Raw genomic sequence first — 23,842 nt, forward strand, 5'->3', positions numbered from 1 at the left:
CCCGCTGCACGATGGACGAAAGACGCGGCAAGAGCGATGATTCCTAGCGTTTCGCTTGGTCATCCTCCAAGAAATGGCAAAATAATTTCAGTTGCGCTTTTTGTTTGAATCTGCTAGAATAGGTAGGCAAGCGCAGGTTTGGACATGCCAAGCCGTCGGTGCGTGCAGCGTCCGAGAAGGACGTTTTCACATAATTATCAGCAAGGGAGATATTTCATGGAGTTCCAGGACAGGACATTGGTTTGCAAGGATTGTGGCAAGGAGTTCACGTTCACCGCAGGTGAGCAGGAGTTCTACAAGGAGAAAGGGTTTGAAAATGATCCGGTTCGCTGCCGCGACTGCCGCGGAAAGAGACGCCGCAGCCATGATGGCGACAACGGTGAGCGCACGATGTTCCAGGTGACATGCGCCGCTTGCGGCAAGGAGACGGAAGTTCCGTTCGAGCCGAAGGATGACCGCCCGGTCTACTGCCGCGATTGCTTCGCTGCCAGAAGAGGCAGGTAAGCCAAGCTTTGCATGCTTTTGCCCGATGGAAGCCTGCGGGATGGTTTCCTTTCTCGGATAAGACGCAAACTTTCGTAGCATAAGGTACAGTCTCCTCTTGTTTTATATGCTAAGATGGTAAGGATGGCATATAAAATGGGAGGAGACTGTTTTTTATGAAAGAATGGTGCGTGATTTATTCGTCGCTTACGGGAAATACGAAGCTTGTCGCCGAAGCGATGGCAGAGGAAGCAGACGCCGACCTCTTCTCGGTGGAGAAAGTGCCGGAAGACCTCTCGGGCTACGAGGCCGTGGCGCTCGGCTACTGGTTGCGGCTCGGTGCGCCCGATCCGAAGATGCTCGCGCTCCTGCCAAAGATCGAGGGCAAGGATGTCGTATTTTTCCAGACGCACGGTACAGATCCAGGCAGCGAACATGCCGTTACAGCGTTCGCGCGTGCAGGATATGCGCTCGGCGCGGACTGCTATATCGCGGGCACATTCTCTTGCCAGGGCAAGATCAATCCGAAGATCGTCGAAAAGCGTAAGAAGGAAGCTGCAGCAGAGGATGACCCGCACGCGGGAAAGAAGGCGCAGGCGCGCTGGCAGAGAGCTGCGAGCCACCCCGATGCTGAGGATCTGCAAAGAGCGCACGATTTCATGCGCGTGATGCTGGAGAAGCGGCTGAAGCGAAAGGCGCGGCTGGAAGCGGGCAAGATGTAATATGGATGAAGTGCAGGGGGAGTGTACATGAACGCTTCCCCTTTTTACGTTCTTGTGCTATACTTTCCTTAATAATTTCTTATGGAGGCGGTGACTGATGGAGAGGAAGATCCTCTTAAATCCGGGTCCGGCGACGACGACAGATACAGTGAAAATGGCACAGGTCGTGCCCGATATTTGCCCGCGCGAAGAAGAATTCGGCGACGTCATGCGCGAGGTGGCGCAGGGGCTTTTGAAGATCGTTCATGCCGATGCGAAGGAGTTTTCGTGCGTGCTCTTCTGCGGCTCGGGCACGCTCAACATGGACGTGTGCTTGAATTCGCTTTTGCCTGCGGGGAAGAAAGTGCTCGTCGTCAACAACGGCGCGTATTCTGCGCGTGCCGTCGATATATGCCGCGCCTATGGACTTCCCCATATCGACCTTCGCTCGTCGGTCGAAGACGTGCCCAATCTTGCGGCTGTCGAGCGTGCGCTCGCAGAAGATCCCGACATCGCTCTCGTCTATACGACGCATCATGAGACGGGAACGGGCGTCCTGAACCCCGTCTGCGAAATCGGTGCGCTTGCCCATGCGCACGGCGCGATGTTTGTCGTCGACACGACATCGACGTATGCGATGCTGCCCTTTTCGATGGAAGAGGCGAACATTGACTTCTGCATGGCGTCGGCACAGAAGGGTATACAGGCGATGACGGGGCTTTCTTTTGTCATCGGCCGCACATCACTTATCGAGGAGTCGAAGGATTATCCCGTGCGCTCGTATTACTGCAATCTCTACCAGCAGTACGCCTACTTTGAAAAGACGGGACAGATGCAGTTCACGCCGCCCGTGCAGACGATTTATGCGGCGAAGCAGGCCCTTGCCGAATACTTCGCCGAGGGCGAGGCGGCGAAGGCGGCGCGTCATGCGCGGGTGGCGCAGGCGATTCATCGCGGGCTTACGGCTCTGGGGCTGAAGGAGGCGATCCGCCCGGAGGTTCAGTCGGGACTCGTCGTCTCCGTGCTCTATCCTGCGGATGAGCACTGGGATTTTGACCGCGTGCACGACTATTGCTATGCGCATGGCTTCACGATCTATCCGGGCAAGATGCAGGAGAAGGGGACGTTTCGCCTGTGCGCGCTCGGCGCGATCGACGAGACGGATATTGAGAAGTTTTTCCGCGTGCTGAAAGAAGCTCTTGCGGAATTGGGTATGATTTTGCCGAAGGAATGAAACGGCAATGAATGGGACAGGAGAGACAGAAGACAGATGAATCGCTGGCAGGAAATCTGGAATAAGAGAAGTGCACAGCTTGCAGGCATTGATCGCTCGGACAAGCGGGCGATGCTCTTGGAACTCAAGCGCATCAATGGCTTTGATGTGACGGGTGGCGGCATACCGTATGAATCACTTCTAAAGCAGTATGAGGAAACGAAGGCGGCGCTTCGTTTGCCCGCAGGCGGCAGCATATTCGAGGTCGGCTGCGGTGCAGGAGCAAATCTTTGGCTCTTTCGACTCGATGGTTTCGCTGTTGGTGGCCTCGATTATTCGGAGAAGCTTATTTCTATCATGAAGGACGTATTTGCTGAAGGAACCCTGCGGGAAAGCCTTTGTGATGAAGCGAAAAATCTGCCCACGAAAGAAAAATATGACGGCGTGCTGGCGAATAGTGTCTTCTCCTATTTTCCCGATGAATCCTATGCGGAAACCGTGCTGGAAAAAATGCTCGAAAAGACATGCGGCAGCATCGTCCTCCTCGATGTGCATGACGCCGAGAAGAGAGCGGATTTTCTGAGTGTGCGCCGTATGATCGATCCGGACTACGACGAGCGATACAAGAACCTTGACAAGTTCTTTTACCGGAGGTCGTTCTTTGATGAATTTGCCAAAAAGCATGATCTGTCCATTGTCTTTGCAGATTCGACAATCGAAGGTTATTGGAACAATCCGTTCATCTATCATGTATATTTCCATCGCAAGGAAGAGTCAGAGAGATGATCTGCGGGAGAAGGGGGAGGTATTATGCAGGCGACGGAGTTTTTGGACATCTTGGGTGCAGATTTTTTCGTCGGCGTGCCCGACTCGCAGCTGCGCGCTCTTTGCGACGCTTTGATGGAGCGATACGGCAATCATGCGCCGCACGTCATCGCGGCGAACGAGGGGACGGCGGCGGGAATCGCGGCGGGGCATTATCTCGCGACAGGTCGTTCGCCGCTCGTCTATTTGCAGAACAGCGGTGAGGGCAACATCGTCAATGCGCTCGCGTCGCTGCTGCACGAGAAGGCGTACGCGATCCCGCTGATCTTCGTCATCGGCTGGCGCGGCGAGCCGGGCGTGAAGGACGAGCCGCAGCACGCCTATCAGGGCGAGGTGACGCTTCCGCTGCTCGAACTTCTGCAGGTCGAGCATTTCGTGCTCGCGAAGGAGACGCGAGGAGAAGACGTGCGCGCTGCCATGGAACGTTTCCGCTCGTCTTTGGAGGCAGGGCGTTCGGTGGCCTTTGTCGTTCGAAAGGGCGCGCTCACGCACGACACGAAGGTTTCCTACAAAAACGGCTATGCGTTGCGCCGTGAGGAGGCGATTCGCACGATCCTCGACGCCGCAGACGAGAGCGATGTCTTCGTCTCGACGACAGGCAAGGCGAGCCGCGAGCTTTTCGAGCTTCGCGAGGAGCGCGGCGAGGGGCACGAGCGCGATTTTTTGACGATCGGCTCGATGGGGCACAGCTCGTCCATCGCGCTCGGCATTGCGCTCGAAAGGAAGGGGCGGCGCACGTGGTGCCTCGACGGCGACGGCGCCTTCCTCATGCACATGGGCGCGGCCGCTGTCATCGCTGCCGCAAAGCCATCGAACTTTTGCCACGTCGTCTTGAACAACGAGGCGCACGAGAGCGTCGGCGGCATGCCGACGGCGGCTTCCTCCATCGACTTTCCGGCGCTCGCGCGTGCGCTTGGCTACGCCGCCGCACAGCGTGCGAAAGATGGCGAGGAGCTTGCCGCCGCCTTGGAGGAGATGAAAGGGCAGGCAGGATCGTGCTTTTTAGAGGTGCGATGCGCCGTCGGCTCGCGTGCCGACCTCGGCCGACCAACGATTCCTCCAAAGGCCAACAAGCTAGCAATGATGCGCTTTCTCAGCCTTTAATTAATAACAGATACTGTCCGGTATACCCTTGACAAATGGTAGGATAATCGGTATGATAGAAAAAGACGTTGACGCGAGGAGAGTGCCGAAGAAGCGGTCTTTCGAGTCGACACTTTTGAATTTTAGGAGGATGAATATTATGGGTACGATTTTCTCTAAGAGCGATTTCTGGATTGGTCTTGCTGTCGGTGCTGTCGCAGGCGTTTTTGGCTATCGCTTCATGCAGGAGCGCGAGCAGCAGATGATGGCGATCCAGCAGGGTGCTCCTGCAGCGCAGGTGCCGCTTGCTGAGCTTCAGCGCCAGAAGGAAGAGCTTGAGGACCTCATCGCTGCGCAGGAAGCCGGCGCGAACCAGTAAGGGAAACATAAGAGGGGCTGCGACAGGCAAATGCTCGTATCGTCATGGCATATTGCGTGCGCAGCCCCTTTCCTGTTTTGCTGTTGATAACGAATTGCATGAAGGAGGACGCTATGGCAAAGATTCCTTTAGGCTTACCGCTGGCAGCGGCTGCCGCAGGCACGGTCGTGACGCTCTTTGTTCCGGCGAAGCGTCTGCATATCGTCTGCGGCACGGCATGGGCGGCACTCTCGCTCGTTCACGCTTGGCAGTATCGCAAAAAGCTCGCGAAAGATCTTGCGATGCCGTTCGGCGCAAGTCTCAAGCAAAATGTGATGAAGAAGATTGACGAGGGGCTTCAGAAGCTGCCGCTGCCGCCGACGAAGCTCGGCGCACTCATCGGCTCGATGCGCCCTGCCGCCTATGCGCCGGGCAGGATGCGCCTCTACAGCCGTTCACTCGTGGGAAACGAGAAGCTTAGAGAGCAGATTCTTGCGTACTTCGCCGACTGTCCCGAGGTGGACAAGGTCGAGTGCAGTACGCTCACCGGCTCCGTGCTCATCACCTATGAGCCGGAATTTTTTGCTGAGAACGAAGAGCTTTCACAGATTGAAACGTATGTGAAGCATCATGTGCAGATGGCACAGGGGAGGAGTTAAATCTTTATGTCTTATATGTCTGGTTTGATGATCGGCACGGCCCTTGTCCAAGGCCTCGGCAGCATGCTTTCGGGCGGCGCTTCTGCAGGCATGGGCGGCGGCATGGGCATGGGCAGGAGCGCGGGCATGAGCGGTCTTTTCGGCATGGCGTCCGGCATGGGGCGGGGCGGCATGGGCAGAAGTTCCGGCATGAGCGGACTCTTTAACATGATGCCGACGGGCATGGGCAGCGGCATGAGCAGCATGTTCGGTCAAGGCAGGGGACGCGGCAAGGGCATGGCGCAGGACGCGTCCGGCTCTGCAGCCGTGTCTGCACCGGCAATGCCAGCTTTCGCGCTGAAGAGTGCCGTGCCCGGGCGCAGGCGCTACTATGCGGCGGCCCTGCAGGGGAACGAGGAGCTGGCAAAGCTTCTGGAGAAGAACCTTGGCCGCATCGCCTTCATCGATTCCGTCAAGGCGTCGAGTGTTACGGGCAGTCTGCTCGTCTGCTATACGGGCGATGAGGGAGCTGTCGATCGCCTGATGGCGGATCTTGGCAAGCGCGTCTTTGGTGCTACGGAGCATGCGGGTTTTAATCTGCCGCAGGGGCTTTCCGATTTGCTCCCTGCGGCAGGCGTCACTCAGCCGCTCGCTGAACTCGGTGCAAGCATCCGCCGCGCAGCAGGCGCGGCGAACGTATGGCTGCACGAGAAGACGCATGGCTGGCTCGATTTCCCGTCGGTATTCGCTCTCGGCTTCATCGTGCGCGGCTTGCGCAAGATCCTGCTCTATGAACAGCGGCCGTCGGGTCCTCAGATGCTTTGGTGGGCATTCTCGATCTTGAAAGGATGGAAGATGATATGACGTATGGGACATGCTCGCTCCGCCTATCGGCGGATCTTGCTCAGGATAAGCGCGCCCTCTTGGGTGCACAGCTTCGAAGCATAAAGGGCGTCGTCGCCGCTTCGGTCGGCGACAAGGCGCTGACGGTCTGGTACAAGGAAGAATTGCCGCTTGCACTCGTGCGTCGGCTCGTCAAGCGCATGGAAGAAGAGTGCGCACCGAGCGATCCCGAGCTTGACATGGCGGGCTATCGGCGCGAAGCAATCTTCTCGCTCGCGAGCTTCGCGGGCATGAAGGCGCTCGAAAAGCTCGCACCTGAAGCCTTTGCGGGAATGAAGGTGTTTCGCAGCCTCCTCGTCTTGGCCATCGCGCGCAACTTCCTCAAGAACGGCGTCGTGGGCATGGTGAAAGAGCGCCGCCCGAACGCCGACACGCTGACGAGTACGGCGGTTATCGCCTCCGTGCTCGCAGGCAAGCCCGAATCGAGCCTCACACTGCTGACGCTGTCGAACGGCGCTGAGATGCTGACCGCCTACGCAGCGGAGCGCGCGAAGAAGCAGATTTCCGGCCTTCTGAACATGAACCAGCGCTTCGTCTGGCTCATTGACGGCGGCGTCGAGCGCAAGGTCGCGGTCGAGTCCGTGCAGGTCGGCGACCGCATCGCGGCACATTCGGGCGAGATGATCTGCGTCGACGGCCGCGTCGTCAGCGGCAAGGCGTCCGTGAACCAGGCGTCGATCACGGGCGAGTCGAATCCCGCGATGAAGCGCGAGAAGTCGCCTGTCTACGCAGGCTCTGTCATCGAGGTCGGCGAGATCGTCATCGAGGTCGAGAAGACGGGCAAGGACACGTCGCTCGCACATATCGTCCACCTCGTCGAAGAGGCGCAGTCGAGACGTGCACCCGTGCAGAACTTCGCCGACAACATGGCGAACATGCTCGTGCCGATCTCGTTCCTCGGCGCGGCGATCGTCTACGGCGCGACGCGCGATTGGCAGAGGGTGCTGAACCTCCTGTTCATCGACTTCTCGTGCGGCTTGAAGCTCTCGACAGCGACGGCGATTTCCGCCTCAATTGCGGCGGCGGCGAAGAAGGGCATCCTCGTCAAGGGCGGCAACTATATGGAAGCGCTCGCTAATACCGATACTGTCGTCCTCGACAAGACGGGCACGATCACGGTCGGCATCCCGCAGATCTCCTCCATCAAGACGGCGGAGGGCGTGACGGAGAAGGAGATGATCCTTCTGGCGGCGTCGGCGGAGATGCACTCCGTGCATCCTCTGGCCGTCGCCATTCAGAAGTACGTTAAGGACAACAACTGGGAAGTGCCGCAGCACCGCTCGTCGAAGACGATCGTCGCACGCGGCATGCAGGCGGTCGTGCCTGATTTCGACGGATTCAAGGGCGGCGACGTGATCGTCGGCAGCTACAAGTTCATGAAGGAACGCGGCGTGCAGGGCGCGGGCGAGCTCGTCGTCGAGGACACGACGGAAAACTTCCTCTACATCGCGCGGAACGGCTCGCTCATGGGCATCATCGGCATCACCGATCCCGTGCGCCCGAAGATGAAGAAGACGCTGAACCAGATGCGCCGTTACGGCGTCGACGAGATCGTGATGCTCACGGGCGACTCGGAGAAGGTCGCCGATCATGTGGCGCGTCAGATGGACATCGACTCCTACCATGCCGAGGTCTTGCCCGAAGACAAGGCGAACTACGTCATGAAGCTCAAGGAGCGCGGCGGCAGAGTCATGATGGTCGGCGACGGCATCAACGACGCGCCGGCGCTTGCCTTTGCCGACGTCGGCGTGACGCTCGGCGGCCGCCAGACGGACATTGCCGCCGAGTCTTCGGCAGTGACGATCCGCTCGGAAGATCCTGAAGGCCTCGTCGACGCTCTGCGTCTCGGCAAGCGCACGATGGGACTGATCCATCAGAATTTCCGCGCGACGATCCTCGTCAACTCGGGCGCCATGCTCATGGGCGCCTTGGGCATGATCAGCCCGCTGTGGGCGGCTGTCATCCACAACACGGCGACGCTCGCCGTCGTCTTGAACAGCGCACGCATCCTCTCGACAGGCAAGAAGCCTGTAAGGCGCGTCGGCTGAAAGTAAAAAGAAAGGGATACCGCAGAAATTTGTGCGGTATCCTTTTTTGATGCTGCGGTGCATGTGCGCGTCGCTCGCTTCTCTTTGCAGTCCGTCGGGATATCTGCCGCAAGATGACAGCGCTTCCTTGCCGTGACATCCCCGCAAGACCAAGACAAAAGTTATACGAATCCCCCTTTATTATGGACTTGACAATCATTCTCATCCCATTTATAATTATGTCATAAAGATGAGTGATATTCATATTCAAGGATAAAAGAAAGGGAGAGTGGTTATGAGCAGTGTGGTGATTCTTGGGGGGAACGAGTGTATGGAGTGCCGTTATCGTGAGGCATGCAAGAGTTGCGGGTTCAAGGCGAAGGTTTTTCCGAAGATGTGTCGAGACCTCAGGAGGAAGATCGGCTCGCCCGATCTCATCATTCTTTTCACGAGCACGGCATCGCACCAGCTTGCCATGCACGCGCAGGAAGAGGCGAAGAAGTGCAATGCGAAGATCGCTTTCTGCCACTCGGCAAGCATGGCGGCGCTGCAGAACGTCCTCGCTGAGCACTCAGCATGAAGGCGGAACGCGTCATGGTGATGCGATGTCTTCCGTGATATTTTAACGGAAGCGCAGGAGCGAAGGGGACGCTCCTGCGCTTTTTGTGTGCAGGAGCGTCGTCGGTCTCAAGGCGGAGCTTTTGGGGAGGCTGCGCATTTGCATCCCTGCAGTATTTTTTACGGGAAGGGTGCAATTTCTTCGGCGGAACGTCCGTCCGCTGTTTGATTAAATGAGAATATTTATAAATTGATAGAAAAAGTTCAAATCGCGCCTTATTTCCTTGACAGCATGAGCTGGATAGAGTATTATTATCTCTGCCGATGAACTGGATTCAGTTTCATTGTCGTTCTCATTTTTTATGAAACCCCAAGCGATTGAGCCGTAGGCGTAGGTCGATTGGCTGAGTTTCGCTAAGGGAGGCGTGCAATGTCCGCAACATGGACGTTTGTGCGTGCAGTTTGCTGTTTTATTTAATGGAGGTAAGAAACATGACGTTGAAAGACGGAAAGACAGGAATGTCTCTTCGTGTCGACAAGGTGGGCGATTCGGAGCTCAAGCAGCGCCTGATGACGATGGGCTTGATCCCGGGCACGCGCATCAAGGTGCTGCCGTCGGCGCCGATGGGCGATCCGATGGCGATCGGGCTTCGCTCGTACAATTTGGCGCTTCGCCGCGCCGATGCGGAGAAGATTGAAGTGACGGAAATCAAGGAAGGAGCGGGAGCCTGATGAGCACCATGAGCGTCGCCCTGACGGGCAACCCGAACACGGGAAAATCGACTATATTCAACGAATTGACGGGTATGCGCCAGAAGATCGGTAACTGGCCGGGCGTCACTGTTGACAAGAAGATGGGCGTCGTCAACTACAAGGATCGCGTGATCACAGTCGTCGATCTGCCTGGCACCTACAGCATCAATGCACGCTCGGCGGAAGAGCAGGTCGTCATCGACTACTTCAAGACGACGATGCCCGACCTCGCGGTTGATGTCATTGACTCCTCGAACATCGAGCGCAACCTCTTCCTCACAGTGCAGCTCCTCGAAGAGGGAATTCCTCTGCTCATCGACCTCAACATGCAGGACGAGGCGGAAAGAAAGGGCATTCGCATCAACATCCAGAAGCTCGAAGAGGCTCTGGGCATGCCCGTCGTGCAGACAGTTGGCCGCAGCAAGAAGAGCATCCAGAAGCTCATCGAAATCTTCACGACGACCGTCATGTCGAACTACCGTCCGAGTGCGATGGTTGAAGAGCACAAGGCGAAGGCGACGGAACTCAAGAAGAGCGGCCTTTCCGCCGAAGAGCTGGACGAAAAGCTCATCGAGATGCGCTATGATCTCATCGACAAGATCATGAAGAAGGCGGTTGTCGTCGGAAACGTCGGGCTGTCGACTTCGGAGAAGATCGACCGCGTGCTCGCGAACGGCGTCTTGGCGCTGCCTATTCTCCTCGGCATTCTCTACTTGGTGTTCTGTATCGCCTTCACGTGGATTGGTCAGCCGCTCGCAGATGCCGTCGGCGACTGGATCGGCGGACCGTTCACCGACTGGATCAATGACGCGATGGAATCTGCGGGCGTCGCCGAGTGGCTGAAATCCTTGATTGCAGACGGTATCGTCGCGGGTGTCGGCAACGTCATCAACTTCGTGCCGCTCATTTTCACACTGTTCTTCATGCTGTCCTTCCTCGACGGTACGGGATATATGGCGCGCGTCGCTTTCATCATGGATCCGATCATGCGCCGTGTCGGCCTCACGGGCAAGGGCATCATGCCGCTGATGGTCGGCTTCGGCTGCGGCGTGCCGGCCATCATGGGTGCGCGTGCGCTCGACTCGGAAAAGGACAGGCTCACGTCGATTCTCATCACGCCTTTTTTGACATGCTCGGCGAAGCTGCCGATCATGGCGCTCTTCGCTGCGATGTTCTTCCCTGAACATGCCGCGAATCTCGTATTCTCGATGTACATCATCGGCATCGTCGTCGCCATCATCATGGCGAAGGTTCTGGGCATCACGGCGTTCAGGAGCCAGGGATCGACGTTCCTCCTCGAACTGCCGCCGTACCGCATGCCGGACATGAAGACGGTGCTCCTGGAGACTTGGGACAAGGGCAAGGGATACCTGATCAAAGCCGGTACGATCATCTTCGCAATGAGCGTAGCCATCTGGTTCTTGTCGAACTACAATGCGGACGGCGCTACGGATGAGATGAGCGAGTCCTTCCTCGCATCGATCGGCGGCGGTATGAGCCATCTCTTCGCGCTGCACGGCTTCGAGACTTGGGAGTCGGGCGCGGCCGTCGTCACGGGCATCATGGCGAAGGAGTCCGTCGTCTCGACGCTCGGTATCCTCTATGGCGTCGGCGATGTCTCGACCGAGGCGGAGGACGCCGCAGAGACGGCGACACAGCTCGCCGGCTCGATGGGCACGGCGTTCACGGCAGCCTCGGCGCTCGCCTTCATGGTATTCTCGCAGCTCTACACGCCGTGCATGACTTCGCTCGGCACGATCAAGAAGGAGACGGGTAAGTGGAGCTGGATGCTCTTCGCCGCCCTCTACACCTTCGGTGTCGCCTGGGTCGTCTCACTTCTTGTCTACTGGGGAGCCTGCGCCTTCGGCATGAACGGCTAGGGAAGCCGTCCGTGCTTCTCTGACTCTTGAAAGGAGATCTTTGCCATGGCAAGCATCATTGTCGGCGCAATTGTCGCCGTCCTGCTCTTCTTCGCGCTGCGCCACGTCTATCACAATGTGAAGGCGGGCAAGGAAGACTGCTGCGGCGGAAGCTGCAGCGGCGGCTGCGGAGGCTGCGGCGGCGGCTGCAGCACGGGGCAGGAAAAGTAAACCGATGGATATAAGAAAAGCGTCGAGAGATTCTCGGCGCTTTTCTTGTTCGAGCGAATTGTTTATCGTATGTTTGGAGGAGTCGTAAAAATATACGAAGCGTTACCGCAGGCTTTTTCAAGACATCCCGCGGCGATTCAGCGGGCTGCGAAATGAAGGCAGGTAATCTTGTCGTTGCAGTTCTTGTTCCACCAAGGAATCACGGAGAGGAGGCCGAACAAGCCCCAGCGGCAGCGGAATCCTTCGTATAGGGTTCGCTCTTTGAGAAAGGCGATGGCAGGATGGAGTTTCTCTATCTCCTTGCCGCTTTTTACGCCCCATTGAAAGGGCGCTTTCTGCGTATCTACGGAATCGTGGCGCTTTTGCTGACCGATGAGAAAAGGCGGCATGATTTCGATGAGCATGGAAGCATCGGCAAAGGCCTCGGCGAGCATGGCGAAGAGACTGCGCATCTCTTGTTCGCTGAAGTACATGGCCGCGCCTTCCAGGAGGATGAGGACGGGGCGACCTTCGTGCTCGATTTTTTCTAGCCAGCCGGAATCGAAGACGGAGGCGGCGAGATTGTGAATGCGCGCGCCTTCTTCTGCGAGTAAGTTTTGGCGCAGTTCCATGACATCGGGCAGGTCGAGGTTGTACCAATCAATCTGTCCGTTGTCGATGCGGTAGAAGCGGGTGTCGAGACCGCAGGCGAGATTGATGCATACCGCATCGGGCTGCTTTTCGATGAATGCCTTTGTTTCATGGTCGAGGATGTAGCTGCGCACGGCGACTCCCGTTTGCGAGTGCTTGGCGCGGGCGAACTTGGCGAAGTCGTAGTCGATCTGCTCGACGAGCCGCACGGCGAAATCGTCTCGGATCAAGGCGTCTGAGCGCTTCGTTTCTTCTGCTCGCGCCCACAGGGGAATGAGCAAGGTTTCCGCTACACCGCTGAGCTTTGTTTTCATGAAAGGCCTCCTTATGAATAATTGATATATAATCTCAATATCTACAAACATATTATGATGCTTGTTCATCTATGTCAAGGGTGAATACTCATGCTTGTACGGAAGCATAAACTCGGATTGGAGAACCGTGCGGAAGTGGCGATGCAGAAGTATGATATTCATTCCTCATAAAACATTATTGAAAAATATTTTCATATATGTTACACTAAAAGCGTCGGAAAAATTCCGGCGCTTTTCTTTCCACTTGCGGACGGGAGTTTTTACTATGAAAGTCCAAGAAGTCAAGCCCGAAGGGCGCAGACTGATTGGGTAACTTTCATTAAGGGCAGCGCACAATGTCCACAAAGTGGACGTTTGTGCGTGTAGCTTGCAGATGAAGGAGGAGACGTTTATGGAGTACAAGATCGAGCATGATTCTCTCGGAGAGGTTCGCGTACCGAAGGATCGCTATTGGGGGGCACAGACGCAGAGGAGCTTCGAGAATTTCCCCATCGGCACGGAAAAGATGCCGAAGGAGATCATCCGCGCCTTTGCCATCTTGAAGAAGTCGGCGGCGTTTGCCAACGCGACGCTCGGGCGGCTCGACGAGAAGCGCCGTGACGCCATCGCGAAGGCGGCGGACGAAATCCTCGCGGGTGATCTGGACGGGCACTTCCCGCTCGCCGTGTGGCAGACGGGCAGCGGCACGCAGTCGAACATGAACGTCAACGAGGTGCTGGCGAATCGCGGCAATGAGATTGCGGGCGAGAAGCTTCTGCATCCGAACGACCATTGCAATATGTCGCAAAGCTCGAACGACACGTTCCCGACGGCAATGCACATCGCCGCCGTCGTCGCCATCGAGGACAAGCTCCTGCCGTCGATCGACAAGCTCGCCTCGACCTTCGAGCGTTTGATGAAGGAGAATGAAGGAATCGTCAAGACGGGCAGGACGCATTTGCAGGATGCCGTGCCCATTTCCTTCACGCAGGAGATCAGCGGCTGGCTCGCCATGCTCAAGGAGTCGCGTGCACAGATCGAGGCGACGCTGCCGTTCTTGAAGGAGCTGGCCTTGGGCGGCACGGCGGTCGGCACGGGACTCAATGCGCCCGAGGGCTTTGCCGAGGAAGTCGCACGCGTCGTCAGCGACATCACGGGACTCGATTTCCGTACAGCGCCGAACAAGTTCCACGCGCTCTCGGCGAAGGATGAGATGGTCTTCGCGCACGGCGCCTTGAAGGGGCTGGCGACGAATCTCATGAAGATCGCCAACGATGTGCGCTGGCTCGCGAGCGGCCCGCGCTGCGGCCTTGGCGAGATCACGATCCCGTCGAACGAGCCGGGAAGCTCCATCATGCCGGGCAAGGTCAATCCGACGCAGTGCGAGTCGGCGACGATGGTGGCGGTGCAGGTCATGGCGAACGATGCGGCTGTCGCCATCGCGGCTTCGCAGGGCAATTTCGAGCTGAACGTCTACATGCCCGTGACGATCTACAACTTCCTGCAGTCGGTGCGCCTCCTGGCGGATTCCCTGCGTTCCTTCGATGAGCGCTGCGTATCGGGCATCAAGGCGAACAAGGAGAAGATGCATGAGAATCTGCACCGCTCGCTGATGCTCGTGACGGCTCTGAATCCTGTCATCGGCTACGAGAAGGCGGCGAAGACGGCGCACAAGGCGTACGAGGAGAACATCTCGCTCAAGGAGGCGTGCGTCGCGCTCGGCTTCCTCGCGCCTGAGAAGTTCGACGAGGTATTCCATCCCGAGGAGATGGTCTAAGTGACGGATGTCGGCAAGAGTCCGGCCGTACCGGAAGCGGGCGCGGAGAAATCGCCCGAGGACGGCACGGGCAGAAAGCCGAACTACAAGAACTGGCTGCCGCGCCGCATGATTGCGGCGGCTCTCCTGGCCGCTGTCCTATTCTGGGCCTTCTTCGCGCTCGCATTCGCTCTTTTGCCGCGTGCGGACGCGTGGCTTGCCCTAGACGGCTTTCTCGCGCTTGCAGCAATCGCTTCGACGCTCCTCACAGTTTGGTTCTGCGCCCTCTACCGCATGTTTTCTTACGACGGCAAGCGGCAGTTGGCGCGGCAGATTGTCGAGGGGACGGCGGCATTTGTCAAGCTTCCCGCAGGCGGGCGCATCCTCGACGTCGGCTGCGGCAGCGGCGCTCTGACGATCGCCTGCGCGAAGGGAAATCCCGCGTGCCAGGCGATCGGCGTCGACCTCTGGCGCGGCGTCTACGCTTCGTTCAGCCAGCGGATCTGCGAGGAGAACGCGGCAGCTGAGGGCGTGACGAATGTGGAGTTCCGCCCGGGCGATGCCCTCAAGCTCGATTTTCCCGATGAGAGTTTCGATGCGGTGACGAGCAACTACGTTTATCACAACATCCCGAAGGTCTCGGGGCAGACGATGCTCGAAGAGACACTTCGCGTCCTGAAGAAGGGCGGCGTCTTCGCGATTCATGACATTATGGAGCGCGGCAAGTATGGCGATATGGAAGCGTTCGCCGCCAAGCTGAAGGATGAGGGCTACGAGGAGGTCAAACTTCTCGACACGGCCAAGGGCATGTTCATGAGTCAAGGAGAGGCGCGCTTCATGTGCTGCAGCGCCTCCAAGCTGCTTGTCGGCAGGAAGTGAAGTCGTCGTAACAGAGAAGTGGAAGGCTGTGCATGAGTCGGTTCGACTCGTGCGCAGCCTTTTTTGCAGGAGGGGCGGCGCACGATGCCCGATAGGCGGGTGCTGCGTGCATATTTTGCACGCAAGCGACATGGGGCAAACGTCCTTTAAATATTGTTAGAAATTACTCATGAAATTCGTCTGCGGAGTTTTGATTGCTCGTATTTCTTTCTTTTACAGCAGAAAGTCGTTTCCTTCTATGCAGATTCATCGCAATTCATGTATATTGGAATCAACTGTCAGGGAGTTTTCTTGTTTTGCCTGAATTATCAGAAAAAACTTTCTTCTCGCAAAGAGAGATTTTTGTTCTATAATAAAAGAAAAGTTGGGAGAGAAAGAGGAGGTATCTTATGAAACTGAAACCGAAGATGCTCTTAGGCATCGGAATCCCGCTCGTTGCGGTCTTCCTCATCGTGGGATTCGCGATCAGCACGATGGCAAGTTCGGCGCTGTCGGAGTCGAAGCAGAGAAGCATGTATGAGATGGGCGAGCATTATGCTAATGCCATCGACAAGATCGTGGAGATGAACCGCGTCGCTGTCGAAACGGCGACGGTGAATTGGGATGAGGCGATGCCCGAGGGCGAGGCGCTGCACGAGGCGCTGCTGCACATGGCGGAACGCCCGGGCGTCGTCTCCGCCTATATCGGCAGGGCGGACGGCAGCGCGGCGACGAGCGCGTCCTTCCGCGCGGGCTACGACCCGAGGGAGCGCCCGTGGTACAAGGAGGCGGCCGCTGCTCCTGACAAGACGATCATATCCAAGCCGTACAAGGCGGCGTCCACGGGCAAGCCCGTCTTGACGATCAGCCGTGCCATCGAGAAGAACGGGGAGATCAAGGGCGTCGCCGCCATTGATATTTCGCTCGAAGCTGTCGGGGACATCGTGCGGGACGTCAAGGTCGGTGAGACGGGGGCGCTCGTCATCTTAGGGCCGGAGACGGAGTACATCTACCACACGAAGTATACGGTGGACGACCGACTCAACGAGATCGACGGCGGCGCTTACAAGGATCTGGCGGCGAAGCTTACGACAGGCAAGCCCGAGCAGATCGAAGCCGAATATCAGGGCAGCAAGAAGTTTTATGCAGGCGTTCCCGTCGGGGAGACGGGCTGGACGGTGCTCATCGCCCTGCCGCGCGACGAGGCGAATGCCGCCGTCACGCACATGAGCATGCTCGTCGTCGCGATCTGCCTCGCGGCTCTCGTGCTGCTTCTCGGCATCACCTATGTATTGCTCCATGCGGTGACGACGCCGATCGGCGTCCTGTGCTCGCTGATGGAGAAGATCGCGGGCGGCGACCTCACGACGCATCTTCCCGCGAGCAGCCGCTCCGATGAGATCGGCGCCCTGCAGAACAGCTGCCGTGACATGATGACGAGCCTGCAGACGATGGTCAAGACGACGAAGGAAGCCGCCGACCATGTGTCGGAGTCGAGCGAGGAATTGACGGCAAGCTCCTCGCAGTCGGCGGACGCGGCGCAGTCGGCGGCGGAAGCCGTCGTCGTCATCGCCGAGGAAAGTGCGCGTCAGAGTACGATCGTTGAGGATGCAACCGAGAAGGTCATGGGCGTCAACGATGAGATGAAGACGATTCGCTCGGCGGTCGACAAGGCGCAGCAGGCGGTTGCCTCGACGGGAGAGGCGACGCAGGAAGGCGCGGAAAAGCTCAGGGGTGCGATCCGAGGCGTCGAAGGTCTGGCCGACGGCTCGGCGAAGACGAGCGCGGCGGTCGAAAAGCTCTACGAGGGATCGAAGAACATCGCTGAGATCAACGAGCTGATCACGAGCATCGCAGGGCAGACGAAACTCCTCGCGCTCAACGCGGCGATCGAGGCGGCGCGCGCGGGCGAGCAGGGCAAGGGCTTCGCTGTCGTCGCCGACGAGGTGCGAAAGCTCGCCGAGCAGAGTGAGCAGGCGGCGCAGGAGATCGGCACAGTCATCGGCAAGAACTCGGAAGAGATCGAGCATGTATTCTCGCTGACGAAGAGCCAGCAGGACGATGTGCGCGAGAATGTGCGAGAGGTCAAGGAAGCGGGCGAGAAGTTCCGCCGCATCATGGGGCTCGTCGAGGAGCTTGAGGGCGAGATCGAGTCCGTCGTCAAGATCAGCGAGAAGGTGCAGAAGAGCTGCGCCGAGACGGCGGCCGCCGTGCAGGAGATCAATGAGGTCTCGCATACGGTGCAGCAGAAGGCGACCGACGTTTCCGCCGTATCGGAGGAGCAGGCGGCCTCGACCGAGGAGATCGCCGCCGCCAGCCAGACGCTCGCGCATCTGGCGGAGCAGCTGCAGCAAGGCGTGCAGAAGTTCCGACTGTGAGACGGGGATCGAGAGAAGGCTGTGAAGAGCATACAAGCATAGAAAAAGAAGCTGCCGTCCGGCAGCTTCTTTTTCTATGCCTTGAAATGCTTTCATCAAAATGTCCAATTCACGCCCACGCTTCCTGTGAAGCCTTCGCGTTTGCCCTGCCAGCCGCTGACATTGACGTCGTAGCTGATGCGGCTCTTCTTCGGCGCGAAGCGGTAGCCGAGTTCGAGCATGGCGCTCGCGCCCTTGAGCGACGGGCTTGGCGTCGTCATGCCCTGGTAGGTGGCGCGCGCCTCGCCTTCGAATTCATAATCCCAGGCAAGACCCGCATAGAAGCGCCCATTTTCGCCCATGTCGTGCGCGTAGCGAGCGCCGAGGCGCAGACGATGTGAGTTGACGGCATCGAAGTTGTAGTCTTCTCCCGTTGAGAGCTTGGCGCTTGTGCCGCTTTGATGCGAGTAGAAGTACTTGAGGTACGTTTCAAGCGAATCTCCCGCGCGGAGCTTCCGTTCCTTTCCCATGCCAAGGTGAATCGCGTAGTAGGGATTTGAGATGTCGTAGCTCGTGGCTTTTTTGGCAATGATGCCCGCGTAGTCGCTCTTGATGCGGCCGCCGCGAACGCTGCCTTCGATGTAGAAGCCGCTCTTTTTGTCATGTCTTGCGAGAAGGCCTGCGCCGACGTAGCTGACCTTGCCGTCGCCATGCGTGGCGGCGGCATCCTCAAGGTAGGAATCGTAGCTCGCCCTGCCGTATTCGACGAAGGGGCCGAAGGTGAGGACGCCGTCCTTTGTCGTCTGCTTGCGCGCGAAGCCGACGTTCAGCGTGTAGCCGTGCGTGTCGACGTAGGAGCCGGAATGCACGCGCATGGAGGAGCCGCCCTGCGCCGCCCATGATGTATAGGCGCCTGTCTGCACATTTGCGGCGGCTGCTGTGACGGCGGAGGCGATGCCTGCATCGGCGAGCAGGCTCATGCCGCCGCCCAAGACGTCCGTCGTCGCCGCCCTCGTCTCAACGAGGGATTTCGTCTCATTCTTGAGCGATGTTTCTTCGATGGCGGCGATGATCTCGTCCGTGTTCTTCTTGCGCACGCTGAATTTGTAATCGAGTGATACGCCCTGCGTGCCCGTGATCTCGCCTGCAATCTTCTCGTCGGTCGTCAACGTGCCGCCTTTGGCGAGCTTCATGAGGCTGAACGTCTCGTTCTGCTGCAGCCGCTTCGCTGCGCCCGAGAAGTCGACGTCAACGTGGAGTCCGCGGATGTCCTTGTCCTTGACGCCGAGCTTGAGCATCGTCGCCATGGAGGAAGTCGCTCCTTCGGGCAGGTAGAACTTGAGGTTCTGCACGCCTGTGAAGTCATGAATCTCCGTGCCGGCGGAGCGGATGGCGAGGATGTTCGCCTTGCCGCCCGGGGCGACAGGCGCTGTGCCGCCCGTGACCGTGCCGTGGATCTTCGTGCCATGGAGGTTGATGATGTTGCCTTCGGTCTTCTTTCCGACGCCGCCGCAGACGTCTGCACCGATGGTGACGGCTCCTAGATGGAGGATGTTGTCCGACGCTTCGCCTTGGGCGGCATGACCGCCGCAGATTGCCGCCTGCGTGTCCTTTCGCACATCGACGATGTTCGCCGTCGCATTGCCTGTGCTTTCGGCGAAGCCGCCGTAGGCATTTTTGACTGTGCCGCCCGCGAGGACGAGCGTGCTGCCTGTGACATTCCCCTTGGCATTCAGGCCGCCGTAGGCGCTTTCGAGTGTGCCGCCCGTGACGGTCAGCTTGTTCCTCTGCACGGTGTTGCCGATGAGTGAGCGTCCGCCCCAGGCGGCCTTGTTGTCGCCCGTTTCATACTTGGCATCGCCGTTGTTCTGGAACCGAAAGCCGCGGACGACAACTTTCTGCGCTGCCGCGCCCTTCGTATCCGTGTCAATCGTGTATTCATAGTCGCCGACGGTCTTTTCCTTCGCCTTGTCGTATGTCGTGCCGAAGTCGAGTCCCTTCGCATTTTCCATGAGCGAGAACAATTTTTCTGTGAAGGGTGAGGTCAGCGTCTTGAGACGATTTTCGTCCAATCCCGAGGCTTCGAGCTTCTGCCAGTTCAGACCCGCTGTCGCCGCGCCGCCCTTGAGCGTCAGGAGCGTGTCGTTCGCCTTCGCCATGTCCGCGTCGAAGTGGAGCTTCTCGAAGTTTGCGATCTGTCCGGCCGTGCGCTCGCCGCTGACAACGAGGGTGTTTTCCTTCACGTCCTTGGCATCGCTGCCGCCGTAGATCGTGCCCGTGACCGTGCCGCCCGTGAATCTCACGGTGTTGCCCGTGGTCTTTCCCGTGCCGCGCGTGTAGCCGCCGTAGATCGTCTTCACGATGCCGCCCGAGAGGTCGATGGTGTTGCCCGTGGCGCAGCCCACATTCTTGTCGCTGCCGATGAAGCCGCCGTAGACATTTTCGATCGTGCCCGTGCCCGCAGCAGTCCGGGCGGTATTTTTGTATGCGGTGCTTTCGATGCGCACCGTGTTGTTCTTGGCGTCGCCCGCCGATCCTTCCGTGCGCCCGCCCGAGATGTACTTGATGGTCTTGCCTTCTGCGACTCCCGTGATGGTGATCGCATTGTTCTCCGTCGTATGCCCGCCGTAGGAAATGCCGCCGTACGTCTTGGCATCATGCACGCCGTCATAGGTGACGCTGCCCTTGCGGAAACGGTTGGCGTCGATGAGGACGGCGCTCGCCGTGCCCGTGTTCGTATCCGTGCGCTGGACGATTTCGTAGTCGCCGCTCGTCGTGCCCGTCTCGTAGCCTTTCGCCGCGTAGTTCTTGAATTTCAGTGCGCCCGCTGTCCCGCTCTTCATGAGCGTGAGCGTGCCGAGCGTCTTGTCGGCGGAGAGTTTCGATGTGTCGACGGTGACCTTGCTCCAGTCGATTTCCTGCCCGCTCGCACCCTTGAGCGTGAGCATCGTGCCTCGGCTTTCGGTGTAGCTGTCGTCAATCTTGCCGCTCGAAGGTTTGTCCGCAGTGATGTGGTCAGTCAGGTGGAATGTGTAGTTTTCAAAGTTCTCTGCGCTCTTGACGGCGGCATCCTTGACGTAAACGTTCAAGGTGTTGCCCCTCGCATCGTCTGACTTGCTGCCGCCGTAGAGTGCTGTATCTTCCGTATGTGTGCCTGCGGCGAGCGTCGCAGCCGTGCCGTCGCCGAGATTCACGGTGTTGCCCGTGGTCTTTCCTGTGCCCGAGGTATAGCCGCCGTATACGCTGCCGCCGATGCTGCCGCCCGTGATGGTGACGGTGTTGCCTGTTGCGTCGGCATGGCTGGCGGCGTTGTCGATGCGCCCGCCCATGAGATCGTGCAGCGTCGCGCCGCCCGAGAAGGTCACGGTGTTTCCCGTGACTGCGCCCGTGCCCGAGGTATAGCCGCCGTAGACACTGCCGATTTTCTCTGCGTCCGTCGCGCTGACGGTCACGCGGTTGCCTGTCGCGCCGCCCGCACCGCTCGTGGTCTTGCCGCCATAGGCCGCCGTGACGCCGCCCGACGGCAGTCCCGTGATCGTCAGATGGTTGTTTGCCGCTGTATTTCCCTTGTAGGAGATGCCGCCATAGATTTCGCTCGTGCCGCCTGCAAGCGGTGTGGCGGCGGTCGTGCCGTCGTAGACAGCCGTATTGTTCTGGAAGCGGTTGTAGTCGAGGAGGACGGATGACGCCGTCGCCGCATTCGTATCGGTGCGAAGCGTCGTTTCGTAGTCGCCGCTCGTTTGGCTCTTTGCCGCATAGTTCTTGAATTTCAGTGCATTCGCTGTCTCGCTCTTGAGGAGCGTCGCCTTGCCGATTGCCTGCGTGTTGGCGGCATTTGCCGTATCAAGGCTGAGCTTGTCCCAATCGACGAGAGCGCCGAAGCCGTCCGCCGCCTTGAGCGTCAGCATGGGCTCGGCGCTCGCTGCATCGCCCTTGAGGTGAAACACGTATTTGTCGAAGTTTTTCACGGAGTGGACGACGGCATTCTTCGCGTAGACGTTCAAGGTGTTGCCCGTCACATCATCTGTCTTGTTGCCGCCGTAGAGAATCGCATGTTCGAGGTTCGTGCCGGCCGCTAGGCGGTCGTGCGAAGCGTCGCCGAGGTTCACGCAGTTGTGCGTCGCCTTGCCGTTGGTGCCGTCCGCATAGCCGCCGTAGACATGAGCGGTGAATTTGCCGCCTGTGATCGTGACGGTGTTTTCTGTCACCGTGCCGTCGGCCTTGCTGAAGCCGCCATAGATGAAACCGTCGATCTTGCCGCCAGAGATCGTGACGCTGTTGTGTGTGACGAGCGAGGCGCCGGAGTTCGCCTGATGAACACCGCCGGCACCCGCCAATTCGATTTCGCCGCCCTTGATCGTGAGCGTGTTGTACGACACTTTGCCCGTGCCTGCGGTTGCGCCGCCATAGATGCCGAGGTGCGTCTTTCCGCCCTCGACAATGGCGTGGTTGCCGTCTGCGGCGCTGTCGCCGCCGACCGTGCCGTTGCCGCCCAGCGCTATTGCGCCCATGCCCATGGAAATTTCGCCGCCCTTGAGCGTGAAGGTGTTGTTTTTCAAGTCGCCCGTATGGGATGCCGCAGCAAGACCGCCGACAGCTGTGCCGCGTATTCCGCTTGAACCGCTCTCGAAGGTCACCGAGTTGCCCGTGATCGCGCTCGTCGGAGCAGCGGCCGTGCCGCCGACGATCAGTCCGCTGATTTGATGCGTCGTATCGGCAAGGCGCACGGTGACGTGATTATTTCGCGCCGCGCCCGTGCCCTCCGCCTTGCCGCCGTAGATGCTGCCCGAGATCGTGCCGCCTGTGATGGTGACGGTGTTTTCCGTCGCATTGCCGCCGCCGCTCGTCGTGCCGCCGTAGATGTCGCCTTTGAGTGTGCCGCCCGTCACTTGGACGGTGTTTTCTGTCGCCGAGTTGGCGCCGCGTCCGCCGTAGACGGCATGAGGGGATTCTAAGAGGACGCTCTTGATGTCGACGAGGTTTTTCGCCGCATCTGTCGCACTGCCGCCGATGATGTTTCCCGCGATGACGGGATGCCCGCCGCCGCCTTCTGCGCCGATCGTGACCTTGTTGCCGTTTGCAGCACCGCCGTCGACGTCCGCCGTGCGGTCGGTCGTGACGTTTATTTCTGCCGCGCATGCCGACGGCGGCTGGACGGCTGTTCCCAACCCTGCAGACAGTGCCAGTGTCACCAAAAAGGAAAGCCGTTTTCCTGCAGTTTTCTTCATAAACACGAAACAATCCCTCCTTGTGTCTTCAAGAAGCGATAGCCAGCTGCTTCTTTCTCCTTACCATCCCACATACCCAGATGGACAAGTACCGCACACCGAAACGTTCGTTTCGGTGTGCGGTATTGCTCGGATATTATGATACCATTTTCCTAGTTGTTTGTCTATAATCTTTCTGTTTTTCTAAAAATAAATGAGGATGATTTCTGCGGCGCTTTGCTCCTTCTAACAATATAGAGAGAAAAGGAAGATTTTTCTTGTTTTCAGCCCAGTCCTTTGGTGCTATAATGCGAGGCGGATTTGAATGAAGACTTATTGGAGAGGGAGAAGCAATTCATGGAAAGAATGAGCACGCTTTGCTATATCGAGCGCGAGGGCGAGTATCTGATGCTGCATCGCACAATCAAGGAGAACGACGTCAATCACGGCAAGTGGATCGGCGTCGGCGGTCACTTCGAGGCGGACGAGTCGCCCGAGGAATGCCTGCTGCGCGAGGTGGAGGAGGAGACGGGATATCGGCTCGTCCGCTGGCAGTTCCGTGCGCTCGTCACGTTCGTTTCGGGCGACGGGGTGACGGAGTACATGCATCTCTTCACGGCGGATCGCTTCACGGGCGAGCCGATCTCTTGCGACGAGGGGGAACTCGCATGGGTGGAGAAGGAGCGCATAGAAAGTCTGGAACTTTGGGAGGGCGACCGCATCTTCCTGCGCCTCCTGGCGCAAGATGCACCGTTTTTCACATTGAAGCTTGTCTACGATGGGGCGGGAAGGCTTCTTGAGCATCGCCTGCATCGCTATGCGTGATGAAAGGGAAAAGAGGAGAAATAAGGAGATAAAATGGAAAATACTGGCTATTAATTGGAAGAAAATAGGAGAAGCTCTCCTAAATGAATGATTTTCATTCGACAAAAGTAGCGGAGAGGATGGGATAAATTTTCTATTTCATGTTTATTAAGAAAATTCTCAGGAAAATGAGGCAGGAAAATGAGCCGATTTTACGAATATTGAGGACTAAAGAACGGCGTAGGGGGTATTCTTAGGAAGTTAGGGTTTGATTAAAGGAATATCCAGGGAATGGGGAAGAAAGG

The 23,842-nt window shown here is 58.3% G+C and carries 19 protein-coding genes; 17 read left to right on the plus strand and 2 right to left on the minus strand.

The window, feature by feature from the left end:
- Positions 1-216: 216 nt before the first annotated feature.
- The 13 genes from HMPREF1153_RS12245 to HMPREF1153_RS12250 all read left to right on the plus strand — a co-directional run bounded on the left by HMPREF1153_RS12245 (position 217) and on the right by HMPREF1153_RS12250 (position 11,632).
- Complete coding sequence (locus HMPREF1153_RS12245; protein WP_009645441.1) at positions 217-504, plus strand: zinc-ribbon domain containing protein; 288 nt, start codon at positions 217-219, stop codon at positions 502-504.
- 155 nt (positions 505-659) lie between these two features.
- The gene (locus HMPREF1153_RS03200; protein WP_009645431.1) at positions 660-1,205 is read left to right on the plus strand and encodes a flavodoxin family protein; all 546 of its coding nucleotides are present in this window, start codon (positions 660-662) and stop codon (positions 1,203-1,205) included.
- Between the two features lie 97 nt (positions 1,206-1,302).
- Complete coding sequence (locus HMPREF1153_RS03205; protein ID WP_009645446.1) at positions 1,303-2,418, plus strand: 2-aminoethylphosphonate aminotransferase; 1,116 nt, start codon at positions 1,303-1,305, stop codon at positions 2,416-2,418.
- Positions 2,419-2,454: 36 nt separating this feature from the next.
- The gene (locus HMPREF1153_RS03210) at positions 2,455-3,183 is read left to right on the plus strand and encodes a class I SAM-dependent methyltransferase (protein ID WP_009645449.1); all 729 of its coding nucleotides are present in this window, start codon (positions 2,455-2,457) and stop codon (positions 3,181-3,183) included.
- 24 nt (positions 3,184-3,207) lie between these two features.
- Entirely contained in the window at positions 3,208-4,326 is a 1,119-nt protein-coding gene (gene aepY / locus HMPREF1153_RS03215) for a phosphonopyruvate decarboxylase (protein WP_009645452.1), read from the plus strand.
- Between the two features lie 148 nt (positions 4,327-4,474).
- The gene (locus HMPREF1153_RS03220; RefSeq protein ID WP_037367891.1) at positions 4,475-4,684 is read left to right on the plus strand and encodes a 50S ribosomal protein L9; all 210 of its coding nucleotides are present in this window, start codon (positions 4,475-4,477) and stop codon (positions 4,682-4,684) included.
- Between the two features lie 113 nt (positions 4,685-4,797).
- Positions 4,798-5,322 carry an HMA2 domain-containing protein gene (locus HMPREF1153_RS03225; protein WP_009645489.1) on the plus strand — a complete coding sequence of 175 codons (525 nt, stop codon included), beginning with the start codon at positions 4,798-4,800 and terminating at the stop codon, positions 5,320-5,322.
- Between the two features lie 15 nt (positions 5,323-5,337).
- Entirely contained in the window at positions 5,338-6,165 is an 828-nt protein-coding gene (locus HMPREF1153_RS03230; RefSeq protein ID WP_232208177.1) for an HMA2 domain-containing protein, read from the plus strand.
- Positions 6,162-8,252, plus strand: a complete 2,091-nt coding sequence (locus tag HMPREF1153_RS03235) for a heavy metal translocating P-type ATPase (RefSeq protein WP_009645420.1) — start codon at positions 6,162-6,164, stop codon at positions 8,250-8,252. The genes HMPREF1153_RS03230 and HMPREF1153_RS03235 overlap by 4 nt, the downstream gene beginning before the upstream one ends.
- A gap of 274 nt (positions 8,253-8,526) precedes the next feature.
- Positions 8,527-8,811, plus strand: coding sequence for a DUF2325 domain-containing protein (locus tag HMPREF1153_RS03240; RefSeq protein ID WP_037369648.1), 285 nt, complete (start codon positions 8,527-8,529; stop codon positions 8,809-8,811).
- Between the two features lie 470 nt (positions 8,812-9,281).
- Entirely contained in the window at positions 9,282-9,521 is a 240-nt protein-coding gene (locus HMPREF1153_RS03245; protein ID WP_009645483.1) for a FeoA family protein, read from the plus strand.
- Positions 9,521-11,422, plus strand: a complete 1,902-nt coding sequence (feoB, locus tag HMPREF1153_RS03250; protein ID WP_037369651.1) for a ferrous iron transport protein B — start codon at positions 9,521-9,523, stop codon at positions 11,420-11,422. Before HMPREF1153_RS03245 ends, feoB begins: the two co-directional genes overlap by 1 nt.
- Before the next feature lie 45 nt (positions 11,423-11,467).
- A complete protein-coding gene (locus HMPREF1153_RS12250; RefSeq protein ID WP_009645499.1) occupies positions 11,468-11,632 on the plus strand; it encodes a FeoB-associated Cys-rich membrane protein in 165 nt (54 codons plus the stop codon).
- A gap of 137 nt (positions 11,633-11,769) precedes the next feature.
- On the opposite strand, the gene HMPREF1153_RS03260 is transcribed toward HMPREF1153_RS12250, so the two are convergent.
- Positions 11,770-12,576 carry a class I SAM-dependent methyltransferase gene (locus HMPREF1153_RS03260; protein WP_009645495.1) on the minus strand — a complete coding sequence of 269 codons (807 nt, stop codon included), beginning with the start codon at positions 12,574-12,576 and terminating at the stop codon, positions 11,770-11,772.
- Between the two features lie 391 nt (positions 12,577-12,967).
- On the opposite strand from HMPREF1153_RS03260, the gene fumC reads away from it, so the two are divergent.
- The 3 genes from fumC to HMPREF1153_RS03275 all read left to right on the plus strand — a co-directional run bounded on the left by fumC (position 12,968) and on the right by HMPREF1153_RS03275 (position 17,547).
- Positions 12,968-14,332 carry a class II fumarate hydratase gene (fumC, locus tag HMPREF1153_RS03265; protein ID WP_009645498.1) on the plus strand — a complete coding sequence of 455 codons (1,365 nt, stop codon included), beginning with the start codon at positions 12,968-12,970 and terminating at the stop codon, positions 14,330-14,332.
- Complete coding sequence (locus tag HMPREF1153_RS03270; protein WP_009645472.1) at positions 14,333-15,190, plus strand: class I SAM-dependent methyltransferase; 858 nt, start codon at positions 14,333-14,335, stop codon at positions 15,188-15,190.
- A 389-nt stretch (positions 15,191-15,579) separates the two neighbouring features.
- Entirely contained in the window at positions 15,580-17,547 is a 1,968-nt protein-coding gene (locus tag HMPREF1153_RS03275) for a methyl-accepting chemotaxis protein (RefSeq protein WP_009645506.1), read from the plus strand.
- Positions 17,548-17,642: 95 nt separating this feature from the next.
- Here HMPREF1153_RS03275 and HMPREF1153_RS03280 read toward each other — a convergent pair whose 3' ends face one another.
- Positions 17,643-22,760: an autotransporter outer membrane beta-barrel domain-containing protein gene (locus HMPREF1153_RS03280; protein ID WP_009645422.1), complete on the minus strand. Its 5,118-nt coding sequence runs from the start codon at positions 22,758-22,760 to the stop codon at positions 17,643-17,645.
- A 330-nt stretch (positions 22,761-23,090) separates the two neighbouring features.
- On the opposite strand from HMPREF1153_RS03280, the gene HMPREF1153_RS03285 reads away from it, so the two are divergent.
- A complete protein-coding gene (locus HMPREF1153_RS03285) occupies positions 23,091-23,558 on the plus strand; it encodes an NUDIX hydrolase (RefSeq protein ID WP_037369658.1) in 468 nt (155 codons plus the stop codon).
- The last annotated feature ends 284 nt before the right edge of the window (positions 23,559-23,842 follow it).

It is taken from the genome of Selenomonas sp. CM52, assembly GCF_000292955.1.
Taxonomy (GTDB): domain Bacteria; phylum Bacillota; class Negativicutes; order Selenomonadales; family Selenomonadaceae; genus Selenomonas.